The following is a 13,689-nucleotide window of genomic DNA, read 5'->3' as shown; positions in this document are numbered from 1 at the left end:
ACGTTTTCTACCCATGCGCTATTTATCCTTTATCTTCTGGAGTATTGTGATTAATGTAAGTGCGCAAGCGCCTCAATTTTCCCAATTTTACACCAATCCTTTGTACCAAAATCCAGCATTGGCAGGTGATGCAGGCACCCCTCGCCTGATTGCCAACTACCGTAATCAATGGCCTTCGATTGGTACTGCGTTTCAGACTGCTGCCTTTTCTTTTGATACCTACGCAGAAGATGCACAAGTAGGTTTGGGAGTACAGGCGATGTATGACCGTAGGGGAACTATTCTCAACAGTACTCATTTGGCAGGCCAAGTGTCGCGGCTGTTTTATTTAGATGCTAAACAGCAGTTAAGGCTTACACCAGGGCTTCAAGCGGCGTGGGTCTCTGATCGATGGAGTGGTGATAACCTTATGTTTGTGTCCAATTATCTGGGCACTAATGATCCACTAGCGCAAGATGGTTTGACCAATAACCGCTTGGCTTTTTCAAGTGGGCTTCGTTTTGATTATGACCCACAGAGCGATTATGAGCCTTTTTTTTGGACGGGTGTATCTTATCACAATATGGGGTTTCGAAACAATGACTGGTTGCGCGAACGTTGGGGTGTTCAGCTAGGTGCCCAATTTCCCCTCCAAATTCAAGTGTTTGGAAATGGATATGGGCGAGATTTGGACCGAGAAAGCGCACTGAGTGTGGCACTACAATGGCGTCGTCAGGGGATGAATCAGCAGCTAGACGTAGGCACAAACCTTATCTTTTCTCCGCTTTTGGTAGGTGTATGGTACAGAGGTCTTTTGACTGGCTCTAAACGCAGAGATGCCTTGGTCGGAACCATGGGATGGGCCAGAGATAATATCCTTTTTCAGGCCAGTTATGATGTTAGTATTTCTTCCCTTGGTACAGATACTGGCGCTTTTGAACTAGCTATTTGGTATGGATTTGATGCCCTTTTTAGGTTTAGAGGCAAAAGCAGCGCTGCCAGAAGAAAGACAAGGTGTTTGAAATACTAACCTTTGTATTCTTTTGTAGTAAAACTTCTATACTGTTTTACCAAGATAATTCTATGACACTGAACGATATGTTGTAACTTTCGGTGCCTTTATAGAAAAATATCTAGCTGTTCATGCGCAAAATCAACAAACTTCTGGTCGCCAACCGTGGGGAAATTGCTCTTCGGGTCATGCGAACTGCCCGCGAAATGGGCATTAAAACGGTGGCAGTGTATAGTGAAGCCGACCGCAACGCGTTGCACGTACGCTATGCCGATGAGGCAGTATGTATTGGCCCTGCTGCTTCATCAGAATCGTACTTGAGGGGTGATAAAATTATAGACGTATGTAAAAAATTGGGCGTAGATGCCATTCACCCAGGGTACGGATTTTTGTCCGAAAATGCCAAGTTCTCGCAAATGGTCAAAGATGCGGGGCTTCTTTTTGTGGGGCCATCGGCAGAAAGTATCGAAATCATGGGCGATAAGCTGTCGGCAAAACGGGCGGCGGCAAAATATAAAATTCCGATGGTACCAGGTACGCCCGATGCTGTTACCGACCGTGCCGAAGCCAAAGCCATTGCGGGGCAAATCGGCTATCCTGTGTTAATTAAAGCAAGTGCAGGTGGTGGTGGAAAAGGAATGCGTATTGTTGAAAATGAAGAAGAGTTTGACGAACAAATGGAGCGCGCCGTCAGTGAGGCCATTTCGGCTTTTGGCGACGGAGCGGTGTTTGTCGAAAAATACGTCGCCTCGCCACGGCACATCGAAATTCAGGTGTTAGGCGACCAGCATGGAAATATTATTTACCTTTTTGAACGGGAATGTTCGGTGCAGCGCCGTCACCAAAAGGTGGTGGAAGAAGCGCCTTCGTCGTGCCTTACGCCCGAAATCCGAGAAGCAATGGGCAAATGCGCCGTGGACGTAGCTCGCTCGTGCGGGTATTATGGCGCAGGGACGGTGGAGTTTATTGTGGACGACCAACTGAACTTCTATTTCCTCGAAATGAATACACGCCTTCAAGTAGAACACCCAGTGACCGAGATGATTACGGGGGTGGACTTGGTGCGTCAGATGATTTATATTGCCGAAGGCCAAGAACTTCAGATCAAGCAAGAAGACCTTGAAATCAACGGGCACGCTATGGAGATTCGGGTGTATGCTGAAGATCCTACCAATAACTTCTTGCCCGATGTTGGGAATCTAAAAACCTACGTGCGTCCACAAGGAAATGGCGTTCGGGTGGACGATGGTTTTGAGCAAGGCATGGACATCCCGATTTATTATGACCCCATGATTGCCAAACTTATCACCCACGCAGCGACGCGCCAGGAATCGATTGATAAAATGGTAAGGGCCATTGACGAATACGAAATCACGGGGGTACAAACAACGTTGGCGTTTTGCCGTTTTGTGATGTTGCACGAAGCTTTTACTTCGGGCAACTTCGATACGCACTTTGTCAAACACTACTTCACCCCCGAAGTCCTCAAAAGAGAGACCGATCAGGAAGAAATAGAAGTCGCGGCGGCGTTGGTAGCCTATTTAATGAATCAAACCAAACAACCTACCAGTGGAAGTACGACGGTTCCTGTGGCTGCCAAAAGCAAGTGGAAAACCAATCGAGTGAAATAAGGAAGGAGTGGGGAATTACGAATTACGAATGAGGAATTGCGAGATTGTGCAATAGTGTAGAGGGTTGCTTACAACCCTCTTTTTTCGTGCTGAGGGTTGCTCACAACCCGAATACTCAGCTGTGTCAGAGGTTTCTCAAAGCCTCGATTTGTGAATTGGGTTTTGAGAAACCCCGTGTTTGGATAGGAGTATCCAAACACACAGCACTCTTGTCGTGTAGAGGGTTGCTTACAACCCTCTTTTTTTGTTCCTAGGGTTTTTCACAACCCGAATTCTTAACTGTGACAGAGGTTTCTCAAAACCTCGATTTTTGAATTGGGTTTTGAGAAACCCCGTGTTTGGATAGGAGTATCCAAACGCACAGCACTCTTGTGTAGAGGGTTGCTCACAACCCGAATACTCAGCTGTGTCAAAGGTTTCTCAAAGCCTCGATTTGGGAATTGGGTTTTGAGAAACCCCGTGTTTGGATAGTAGTATCCAAACACACAGCACTCTTGTCGTGTAGAGGGTTGCTTACAACCCTCTTTTTTGTGCCTAGGATTTCTCACAACCCGAATGCTTACAAAGAATACAGGACCAATCCACCTGCGGCCATTAAGAAATAAGGCACTAGCGATGCCGCACCTGCGTAGTCTTGCGCCAGCCGTTGTCCAAAAAACAAACACACCAACGAAACTCCCCCCAAACACATGCCCGAAGCTGCTACCACATTGGCCAAGTCACTCCCAATGAGCAAAAGCACTACGCCAACCAAGGAGACCAACCCCGCTGATGTCTCAAGCAAGGTAATGGTAGGCATCAGCGCCCCAACGCTGGAAGCCAACGGCGATTTTTTAAAATGGTCTTTAAAATAGTCGAGGTTGCCTTGGTAGTGAAAAACCTTGTCTAAGCCCGATTGCGTAAACAAAATGCCATTGAAAGCCGCAAACAGGATTTTTGCAAGTACCAATACAGGAAAGCCGAGTAGTGTCATGGTCGTTTAGGAGTTATCTTTTGGTGCAATTATACTAAAACCAAAGAGGTTTTGACAGACTTATTTTACGCTTTTTACTACCTGAAACCCTGTTGCACGCGCTTTTGATTTATTTTTGCTAAAAATCGGTTTTGATGAAAAAGCTTCTGAAACAGTTTTTGGCATTGACAATGGCGTTGCTGGCCCTTTGGGCAGGCAATGGCTATGGCGTGCTGGAACATTCGTGCCAGGAGCATGGAACGCATCGGCATATTCTTTCAAGCTGGGCGGAAACATCGTGTGAACACCAAGAGCACGAAGATGAACATCATCATCATCACGAGGCCGCTTCGGGTTTTCAGTCTCACGAAGAAGAAGGGCAAGTCAATTTTGTGTATTGTTATGCCGAAGTTACGACCAAAGCTTTGGCGTTTTCCCCTACGGTTTTTGCTCCTTTTATTCCCTCTTTTTCTACATTTTTCTACAGGACTACTTTCTTCCAAAAAGAAGAGATACGTACTGCTTTTTTTGAACCACCCTACGTTTTTCGACGAACGTACGGGCGTTTTCTTCTCGTGCTGGTGCAGCGCTTTTTGATTTAGAAATAAGGCAAAATGCACGAGTGTGCAAAAAGCAGTAATCAAAAGGCGAATAGCAAGTAGGCAAAAGGCAAATGGCAAAAAGGCAAGTTTGCAAAAAGCAAATAGGCAAGAGAGCTTGCCCCTTGCAAACTCGCCCCTTGCCCTTTGCAAACTCGCCTCTTACTTTTTCTCAATTTTTAAATCAAATCTTCATTTTTGATGAACACTTATTGGCAAAAGTCAGCCTTGACGGTCGGACTTGGGTGGGTGTTGAGTACTTGCGCGTGGTCACAACGTACGCTGACGCCCGAAGAAGCCGTGGAAGCAGCGCTCAAGAACAGCCGTGCGTTGAAAGCTTCGAGTTTGGTGATAAAGCAAAACGAGCAACTCATCCGTTCCACCCGAGCGGTTCCTAACCCTGAACTGACGTTCGATAGTCCGACAGGGGTGTTTTATACGTTGGGCGTGCAGCAAAGTTTCCGTTTGCCTACGGTCTATCATCAGCAGGCACAATTACAGCAAGCGTACGTGGGGTTGGCCCAAAAAGACCAAAAAATTACCGAAAACGAGCTGAAATTTCGGGTAAAATGGACGTATCTCAATGCGCAATTTGGGCAGTCGTACCTTCGACAACTTCAAAGTCAGGACAGCGCTTACGCCCAAATCGCCATTGCCGCAAAGAGGAGCTTTGAAGTAGGCACCATCGACAAGCTAGCGTTGGTATTTGCAGAAACGCAAGCAGCGGAACTTCGTAACCAAGTTGCGATGGCTAGTCAAGAGGTAATCTTGCAAAAAAATCAACTAGGGATATTGATGGGGAATGTGCTCGCGCCAGAGGTAGCAGTACTTCCGTTGGACAAAATACCGCTGCTTATGGATACCTTAGGTGATGTGGATTCTGCTCCGCTTGTAGAAATGGCCAAGCAAATGGAAGTGGTTGGTCAAAAGGTCGTTGGGGTAGAAAAAAGTAGCCGACTGCCCAGTTTTATGGTAGGCTATTACAATCAAGGTACGCCAGAAACGCGGATGGGGCTTCGCCTGCGGGCGGGGGTGAGTATTCCGCTTTGGTGGGGGCAATACAAAAGCCGAATTGAGGCTGCTCAAACGGCGCAAGAAGCCGCCCATGAGCGGACGGAATCGCAAAAACAGCTAGTATCACTCGACTTGCAAATGGCTCAAAATGAGGCGACGAAATTTAGAACGTCACTAGCCTACTACCAAAGTGTGGCTCTACCACAAGCCAATACGATTATTGAAACAGCCCGCCGTTTTTTTGAAAATGGTCAAACCGATTACATCAATTTTCTACGAACGACCAACGACGCCTACACCATCAAACTTCGCTACATCGAAACCCAACGTAGCTATTTTCAGTCGATTTTGACCATACAACACCTAACAGGAAATTTATGAAAAAGATAGATAGTAGCCCCCTAACCCCCGATGGGGGAATTGTCAGAGGTCTCTTTGTAAACTTAAATAAGCTCATTTGTTTGTTGATATGCTTCCTTTGGGGAATGGGGGGCTTTACGTACGCTCAGCACATGCACGCCGATGGTACCATGCACGATGACCATGACCACGGAGCTCATGAGCCAGCGGCTGAAACCATCAAAGTGAAAAAGGCCGAAGCGGTATCGGACCGCTATGAGTTGGTTTTAAAATACGAACACCTGCACGCCAACGAAGCGGGAAAACTGACGCTCTACGTCGCCGACCCTGCTACCAATCGACCTATTAGCAATGCGAAAATCGCACTTTCGGCCTCGTTAGATTCCAAAGCTACGTTTGACATAAAATCCAAGGAGGCGGGTATCTATGAGGTTACGTCGCGGTTTAGTCGGGAGCGCACTTTTTCACTCACCGCTAAAATTGAAGGCATCAATGGCCCCGATTTGATGGTGCTGAAAGGGGTACTGGTAGGCCACGACGAATCGGAACACGCTCACGAGGAAGCCAACGAACAAACGGGTGAATGGCAAATAGGAAATTGGCGAATGTGGGTGATGTTTGGCGGTGGTTTGGTAATCGGTTTAATCGCCATGTTTTTGGCCATGAGAAAAAACCGAACCCTTTTTTCGATTCTTCTCATCGGTGCTTGCCTTTTTCCGACCTATCAGCCTAGTCAAGCCCAAGACGACGGACATAACCACGAGGGGGAGCCAAATGCCAAAGGACAACAAGCCAATGGTGATGCGTTTGAAGTACCTAAAGAGACACAATTCCTGTTTGAAGTACTGACCAATCCTGTTGAAACGGGCAACTTCCGCGAAACAACCCAGCTGTATGGAACGGTGATTCCTGCCTCGACGGGGATGGCGGTGGTGCAAACGCCGCAAGTGGGGCGTATCGTGTCGCTTACTACCCGAGTGGGGCAACGCGTCAACAAAGGGCAGACACTGGCGGTGGTCGAACAGACCATCGACGCCAGCACGCAAGTGAGTTTGCAAGCCGAACGCAACAATTTGGAAGTCGAATTGGCGACGGCTCAAAAGGAGTACGACCGCTTGAAAAAAATCGAGGACATTGCTGCCAAACGTGACATGGTCGAAGCGGAAGCCCGTCTTCGCAAGGCGCAAGAAAACCTCAAAGTGTTTAACAACATTGCTAAAAATGGCAAAGGTAATAGCCGTTTGGTCGCGCTTACGGCACCGATTTCGGGCGTAGTGGCACCGTTTGCGGTGGCGATTGGCTCGACAGTAGGAACGGGTGAAACGCTTTTTACCATTACCAACCTCAGCAAAGTATATGTCGAAGCACAAGTATTTGAGCAAGATGCCGACAAAGTTCGCTTAGGAACGGGCTTTGAGGTGGAATGTCAGCGAGAGAGCGAAAAGCATAAAACCAACCGAGTGCGATTATTGTCGGCGGCGCAAGTCGTAAACGCCAACCAATCGCAAAAAATGCTCTTTGAAGTTGAAAACCCCGACGGTGATTTTAAAATTGGCGAATACGTGACCGTGCGGGCGCAAGCACGCGACGAAAATCGGACGTTGGCGTTGCCCAATAGCGCGTTAAGCCAGCTCAACGGCAAACCTTGTGTGTTTGTAAAAGAGTCGCCCGAGCGTTTCAGGGTGGAATATGTGGCGATTGGCAACAACAACGGAGCATCTACGACTATTTTGAAGGGCGTACATTCGGGAGAAAAAGTAGTAGTTACTTCTTCGTATCAATTGAAAATGATTTTCCTAAACCAGTAAATCAAATGGCAAATTGGCAAAATACAAATAGGAAAAGGGCAAGTAGGCAAGGGGCAAGTTGGTAAGAGGCAAGTAGGCAAGAGGCAAGTTGGCGAGGGGCAAATGGAAAGTTGGCGAAGGTTGAAAGAGTGGTGATGCGCGGTGCTAAGGGGTGCTCACAACCCGCTTAAAGCACGTAAAAAGTTGCTTTTAGTTGTAGTAGTAGTCTTTTTGAAGTATTCCTACTTCTTCAATTACTAGCTTTTATTCACAATGCCAGCAAGTCACTTCAAAGAATTGTCAGTTTATAAAAAAGCATTTGAGTTAGCGATGCTGATATACACTATTTCTAAGGGATTTCCCCAAGAAGAAAAGTATGCTTTAACAGACCAAATACGCCGTTCATCGCGAAGTGTTTGCGCTAATTTGGGTGAAGCTTTTCGGAAGAGACGTTATCCCGCCCACTTTATATCGAAAGTTTCGGACGCTGATATGGAAAATACAGAAACTCAAGTTTGGCTTGATTTTTCATTGGCATGTCGATATGTGTCAAAAGCCCAGTTTGAAGACTTGTCTTTAAAAAGTGATGAAATAGGACGACTGTTAAACCATATGATGGCATTTCCAGAAAAGTATTAAAGCTTACAAGTGAATTGACTCGTTAATGATTGGCCCCTTTCATACTTGCTTTTGCTTCTTGCATATTTTCGGTTTTCCCTTTTCACATTTGTCTTGTGCATACTTGCCCTTTGCCTCTTGCCCTTTGTTCACTTACAGATTGAGAAAAAATGTTAAACACTTTGATAAAATTTTCGCTAAACAATCGGCTGATTGTATTGGCGTTTGCGGGGATATTGTTGGTAGGAGGGGCCTACACAGCGATTCGACTGCCCATTGATGTATTGCCCGACCTGAACCGTGCCCGCGTGACGATATTCTTGGAATCCAACGGCTTAGCTCCCGAAGAAATAGAAACTCAAGTTGTATTACCCGTCGAAACCGCCCTCAATGGCGCACCTGGAGTAGAGTCGGTGCGAAGTAGTTCGGCGATTGGCTTGGGGATGGTCTATGTGGAGTTTGACTGGAATACCGAAATTTACCGAGCACGGCAGTTGGTGGCCGAAAAACTCCAAACCGTGACCTTACCCAACGGAATTAAGCCGATTATGGGGCCTATTTCGTCGGTAATGGGGCAGTTTATGTACGTTGGAATGAGCGCAGACAGTACTTCGCCTGTCGAACTTCGAACCTTGGCCGATTTTACCGTTCGGCGTCGATTGTTGACCATCAAAGGAGTGTCACAAGTGATTCCGATTGGGGGAGACCGTTTGCAGTACCAAGTGCAAGTATCAAGTAGTAAGCTCAAACAATTTGGCGTAGGACTCGACGAATTGGAAAAAGCATTGTCGCTTTCATCGCGCAATACCACGGGAAATTTTTACTACGAATACGGTTCTGAAGTCTTGATCCGAAACGTAGGTCGGGCGGAATCGCTGGACGATTTGGCCAATACGGTCGTAACCAGCCGACATGGCCAGCCTGTGTTACTCAAACAAGTGGCCGACGTAAAATTTGGAGCGGCCTTTAAGCGAGGCGATGGAAGCATCAACGGAAAGCCTGCGGTGATTATGGCGGTAGAAAAACAACCGGGTGCCAATACCGTGGCCTTGACCGATGAGGTAGAAAAAGCCTGCCTAGAACTTCGGCCTGCGTTGCCGCGTGATGTGTCGTTGAACCCGAAGATTTTTCAGCAAAAATCATTCATCGAAAACTCCATCCACAACGTCACCGAAGCATTGCGGGATGGGTTTATATTGGTGGTGGTGATTTTATTCCTGTTTTTGATGAATCTCCGTACGACGGTTATTACGCTGACGGCCATTCCGCTGTCGTTGGTGATGACGGCCATTATTTTTCAATTGTTTGATATTTCCATCAATACCCTGACATTGGGCGGGCTGGCGATTGCCATCGGTGAGTTGGTCGATGACGCCATTGTCGATGTTGAGAATGTCTTTCGGCGTTTGAAAGAAAACCAAGCCGCAGGCAATCCCAAATCAACGCTTCGGGTGGTATATGAAGCCAGTTCCGAAGTGCGCAATTCGATTGTCTATGCTACCATCATTGTGGTTCTAGTATTTGTGCCTTTGTTCTTTATGGAAGGCGTCGAAGGGCGGATTTTTGCGCCGTTAGGTTTGGCTTACATCACTTCGATTATTGCTTCATTGCTAGTGTCGCTTACCGTTACGCCTGTGTTGTGTAGTTTTTTGTTGAAAGGCAAAGAGGCAAAAAGCAAGGGACAAAAGGGCGAGGAGCAAGATACTGTGATGGTGCGGTGGCTTAAAAAGCAGGATACGAAGCTTTTACGGTGGGCATTGCAGCGTCCCAAGGCTATTCTAGTTACGGCTATTTTGTTGATTATGGCTTCGGTTGGTACGCTTCCTTTTTTAGGAACGGAGTTTTTGCCACCTTTCAACGAAGGCTCGTTTACCATTAACCTTATTGCTCCTCCTGGAACTTCGTTGGAGGAGTCGAATCGGTTGGGGACGTTGGCCGAAAAACGCATGTTGGAAGTCCCCGAGGTAGAATATGCCAGTCGTCGCACGGGGCGAGCCGAACTCGACGAGCACGTCGAGCCTGTCAGCCGTTCCGAAATTGAAGTAGAATTAAAACCCGATACCAAGCGAAGTCGGGATGAAATCATTGCTGACATTCGCGAAAAACTGTCGGTGATGAAAGGCGTGACAATTGCAGTGGGACAGCCTATTTCGCACCGAATTGAGCACTTGCTTTCGGGAGTGCAGGCGCAAATAGCGCTTAAACTCTATGGAAACGATTTGGCCGAACTTCGTACCACCGCAGGACAAATCAAAAATTTGATGCAAGGCGTTGAGGGAGTGGTGGACTTGAGTATCGAGCGCCAAGTGATGGTGCCTCAGTTGCAGATTCGTGTCAAACGCGACGCGCTCCAACGTTTTGGATTGCAGGCTGGAAAAGTGGCAGAAGAGCTGGAGGTGTTTTACAACGGAAAAGTAACGGGACAGATGTACGACGGACAGAAAACGTTTGATATTCTCATTCGTGCTAACGAACACGAACGTTCCAACCTTGAAGCTATTCGCAGTACTCAAATCAGTACTCCCGACGGGACACTGGTACCTTTGGAACAGATTGCTGACATTGAACAAACCGTAACCGTCAACCAAGTGATGCACGAAAATACGCAGCGGCGCATGGTGATTTCGGCCAATGTTCAAGAACGAGATTTGGGGAGTACCGTCGGAGAAATAAAAAAGCAAGTGGGCAAGTTGCAACTTCCCCAAGGTACGTATGTCGTTTATTCGGGACTGATTGAGAGCCAAGAATCAGCGACGCAGTTGATTGGCTTACTGAGTCTTATTTCGATTGTTAGTATTTTCTTGGTACTTTTTACCCATTTCAAATCAAGCCGTATTGTGCTTCAAATCATGCTCAATGTCCCTTTGGCACTGGTGGGGAGTGTAGTGGCGGTGTTGCTTTCAGGAGGGGTATTTTCGGTAGCAACGTTGGTGGGTTTTATTACCCTAACGGGAATCGCAAGCCGTAACGGTATCATGATGATTTCGCATTACATCCACCTTGTCGAGCACGAAGGTGAGCATTTTGGAAAAGAAATGATTATCCGCGGATCGCTCGAACGCCTCGTTCCAGTGCTGATGACGGCCTTGGTGGCAGCCCTAGCGCTCATTCCCCTTACCCTCGATTCCCAAGCCGCAGGGAAAGAAATTCTTTACCCTGTGGCGACGGTGATTTTGGGAGGGTTAATATCTAGTACGTTACTTGATATGGTAGTGACCCCCGTTGTGTTTTATGTTTTTGGACAAAAAGCCCTTGATACTTATTTCAAAGAGAAAAACAAGGTTCGGGAGTTTTAAGCATGTTCTAAAATAAACGCAGGGTCGATGGCTAATTTTTGATAAAGTCGTTTAGCTAAATCCATGTTGACTTTACGCTTGCCCGTCATCACTTCTGAGAGTCGGGTAGGCGTGATGTCAAGTAGTGCTGCTAGGTCTTTTTGTTTCAATTTTAACTGAAACATTTTTAAACTCAGCATGTCAGAAAGTGTTTGAGGGGTAGGAATTTGTAAAGGCATGATTGGGATGGCATCTTCGTAAGCTTCTGCTTGTAAAGATAGATTTCGGAGACGTTCTGTTTCTTCAGGAGAAAGGCTTGTAAAACCTTCATTATGAGTAGCTTTTTGTAAAAACGTCTCAATTTCAGCCATTACTTGCTTGTATTCAGCTTCGGTTTTTAGTGGGGAAGTCATTGTTTAAATAGTGGTTGAGTCAATTTTGTCGTATTCTGCGTGAGTTCCTATGAAACGAATAAATACTGTACGAATGTCTAAAAAAATCATTGTTACTAGGCGATAACGATTGCCTTTTATGTTAAAAACAAATCGCTCATTGCCCACATAGTCAACTGAATTAAAAGTTTGTTTTATGTCAGTAAAATTTGACCAGTTTGCTTCTGAGACAGTAGCAAACCAATCGTTAAGCGCATCGTTCGCATCAGCGTGCTTTAGTCCAAACTCGCGAATGATTGTTTTAGAAATGATGACCAATTACGTTTTTGCTTTGGGTTATAAAAATACAAAAATCAAAATTAAATAATCAAAATCAAAATTTTTCTTTTTTGCCAAACCCACCCATCACCCAAATTCAACACTTACCTGACTTTCCCAAGAACGTGTTTTATGAAAATTTAGCGTAAAACCCCAATCTTTAGAATGGGGATGTAAGCGATAATATACCGAAGGCTATTTAGGTTTGTGCGAAGGCTATTCATTAGCGCGCCTTTTGATTCTCAATATACTTTGTAATAGCCGATGCTGAAATACTGCCGATTGATTCGCAATAGTAAGAACGTGTCCACAAAGAAGGCAGTCGGCTTTTTAAGTAAGGAAACTCTTTTCTTAATTCAAAAGAAGAGCGCCCCTTCATTCTGGCTACAATATTGGCAGGGCTATCCATGGGCGTAGCCTTTACAAATACGTGGATATGGTCGGGCATTACGTCTAAAGTGGCAATTTCCCAATCATTCTCTATTGCCACTTGCCGAATGATTTCTTTAAGTCGAATCTCAATTTGACCTGTCAATACTTTTCGTCTGTATTTAGGACAAAAAATAATGTGATAGCCAATATTGTAGGTGGCACTTCTGGATTTTTCTAATTGTTTCATGTTACAAATGTAGTATGTTTTGTTAGCTTTGTATTATGAATCTAACAACATTGCAGTATCGAATCAAGGACTCAACTGCAAGTAAGAAACTTGTTGTACTGGGTTATTCGTGCAATTTTGTTTGGAACTACTGCAACCAAGTTAATCAGGAAAGTTGGAAGAAATTTGGCAAACCACTTTCTGCTTTTGATTTAAACAAACTTACTACTGGTTGTGCCAAAGAATTAGGCTTGCACTCCCAAACAGTTCAAGCGGTTTGTGAGGAATACGCCAAATCCTGTAAGCAACACAAAAAACGTAAACTCAATTGGAGAAGCAGAAAAAAATCATTGGGCTGGATTCCCTTTAAAGGTGTCGGTGTTAAAGTGTCATCCGATACAGTAAGCTACAATGGGCATAAATTCAGATTTTGGCTTTCTCGTTCTATTGCCTCAAAGGTTCGTTTTGGTTCTTTCTGTCAGGATTCAAAAGGTAATTGGTTTGTAAACTTTGTGATTGAGCAGGCTGAGATAGTAAGAGAAAAAAATGGAAGACAAGTTGGGATCGACCTTGGCCTAAAAACATTGGCTACTCTTTCGGATGGTGTTGAGTTTAACCGCGAAAATCTCACCAAAAAGTATGAGTTAAAGTTAGCGGTTGCCCAACGCGCAAATAAGAAAAAGCGCGTCACAGCTATTCATGCAAAAATCAAGAACAAAAGAAAAGACTGGAATCACAAAATCAGTACCGCTATCGTCAATGAGTATGATAAGATAGCAGTAGGCAATGTGAGTTCATTAAAGCTAAAAAAGACCCGGATGGCTAAATCTGTATCGGATGCAGGTTGGTCAGACTTCAAAGTGATGCTTGGATTTAAAGCCGTTAGGCTTGGTGTCGAAATGAAAGAGGTCAACGAGAGTTTCTCAACGGTCACTTGCTCAACTTGTCTGCAAAGAACAGGTCCGAGTGGACTAAGTGCGTTGGGGGTAAGAGATTGGGTATGTTCGTGTTGCGGCACTTCGCATTTAAGAGATGTCAACGCGGCTAAAAACATACTACAATTCTCCGTTAGGGGCATCTAACGCTAATTAAAGGAATCCCCCAGCCTTTAGGCGGGGAAGGATGTCAAAGAACGTTTACAAGAGATTATTGGG

General features: G+C 45.6%; 12 protein-coding genes. 8 read left to right on the top strand and 4 right to left on the bottom strand.

All coding sequences use genetic code 11. The features are described 5' to 3' along the window. Positions 1-13: 13 nt before the first annotated feature. Both AC23N5_RS03720 and accC read left to right on the top strand, forming a co-directional pair. On the top strand, positions 14-1,009 hold the full coding sequence (locus tag AC23N5_RS03720; RefSeq protein ID WP_487754523.1) for a PorP/SprF family type IX secretion system membrane protein: 996 nt from the start codon (positions 14-16) through the stop codon (positions 1,007-1,009). 113 nt (positions 1,010-1,122) lie between these two features. After that, positions 1,123-2,622 carry an acetyl-CoA carboxylase biotin carboxylase subunit gene (gene accC, locus AC23N5_RS03715; protein ID WP_487754522.1) on the top strand — a complete coding sequence of 500 codons (1,500 nt, stop codon included), beginning with the start codon at positions 1,123-1,125 and terminating at the stop codon, positions 2,620-2,622. A 559-nt stretch (positions 2,623-3,181) separates the two neighbouring features. Here accC and AC23N5_RS03710 read toward each other — a convergent pair. Further along, complete coding sequence (locus AC23N5_RS03710) at positions 3,182-3,595, bottom strand: DoxX family protein (RefSeq protein WP_183977369.1); 414 nt, start codon at positions 3,593-3,595, stop codon at positions 3,182-3,184. A 134-nt stretch (positions 3,596-3,729) separates the two neighbouring features. Here AC23N5_RS03710 and AC23N5_RS03705 point away from each other — a divergent pair, with 134 nt between their 5' ends. From AC23N5_RS03705 to AC23N5_RS03685, 5 genes are all read left to right on the top strand, one after another. After that, a complete protein-coding gene (locus tag AC23N5_RS03705) occupies positions 3,730-4,176 on the top strand; it encodes a hypothetical protein (RefSeq protein WP_487754521.1) in 447 nt (148 codons plus the stop codon). Positions 4,177-4,374: 198 nt separating this feature from the next. Further along, positions 4,375-5,568, top strand: a complete 1,194-nt coding sequence (locus AC23N5_RS03700) for a TolC family protein (RefSeq protein ID WP_487754520.1) — start codon at positions 4,375-4,377, stop codon at positions 5,566-5,568. Further along, a complete protein-coding gene (locus AC23N5_RS03695) occupies positions 5,565-7,355 on the top strand; it encodes an efflux RND transporter periplasmic adaptor subunit (protein ID WP_487754519.1) in 1,791 nt (596 codons plus the stop codon). Before AC23N5_RS03700 ends, AC23N5_RS03695 begins: the two co-directional genes overlap by 4 nt. A 252-nt stretch (positions 7,356-7,607) precedes the next feature. Further along, a complete protein-coding gene (locus AC23N5_RS03690) occupies positions 7,608-7,973 on the top strand; it encodes a four helix bundle protein (protein WP_183977377.1) in 366 nt (121 codons plus the stop codon). A 161-nt stretch (positions 7,974-8,134) separates the two neighbouring features. Next, on the top strand, positions 8,135-11,248 hold the full coding sequence (locus AC23N5_RS03685; RefSeq protein ID WP_487754518.1) for an efflux RND transporter permease subunit: 3,114 nt from the start codon (positions 8,135-8,137) through the stop codon (positions 11,246-11,248). Here AC23N5_RS03685 and AC23N5_RS03680 read toward each other — a convergent pair. From AC23N5_RS03680 to tnpA, 3 genes are all read right to left on the bottom strand, one after another. Then, positions 11,245-11,640, bottom strand: coding sequence for a helix-turn-helix domain-containing protein (locus AC23N5_RS03680; protein WP_122932811.1), 396 nt, complete (start codon positions 11,638-11,640; stop codon positions 11,245-11,247). The two genes, AC23N5_RS03685 and AC23N5_RS03680, sit on opposite strands and share 4 nt — an antisense overlap. Positions 11,641-11,643: 3 nt before the next feature. After that, the gene (locus AC23N5_RS03675) at positions 11,644-11,937 is read right to left on the bottom strand and encodes a type II toxin-antitoxin system HigB family toxin (protein WP_122932810.1); all 294 of its coding nucleotides are present in this window, start codon (positions 11,935-11,937) and stop codon (positions 11,644-11,646) included. Positions 11,938-12,160: 223 nt separating this feature from the next. Beyond that, complete coding sequence (tnpA, locus tag AC23N5_RS03670) at positions 12,161-12,556, bottom strand: IS200/IS605 family transposase (protein WP_487754517.1); 396 nt, start codon at positions 12,554-12,556, stop codon at positions 12,161-12,163. 35 nt (positions 12,557-12,591) lie between these two features. On the opposite strand from tnpA, the gene AC23N5_RS03665 reads away from it, so the two are divergent. Continuing rightward, complete coding sequence (locus AC23N5_RS03665) at positions 12,592-13,617, top strand: RNA-guided endonuclease InsQ/TnpB family protein (RefSeq protein ID WP_487754516.1); 1,026 nt, start codon at positions 12,592-12,594, stop codon at positions 13,615-13,617. The last annotated feature ends 72 nt before the right edge of the window (positions 13,618-13,689 follow it).

The sequence above is a fragment of the Runella sp. R5_40 genome (genome assembly GCF_057652295.1).
Note: the sequence above shows the minus strand (reverse complement) of the source record. Positions and strands in the feature narration are given on the sequence as shown.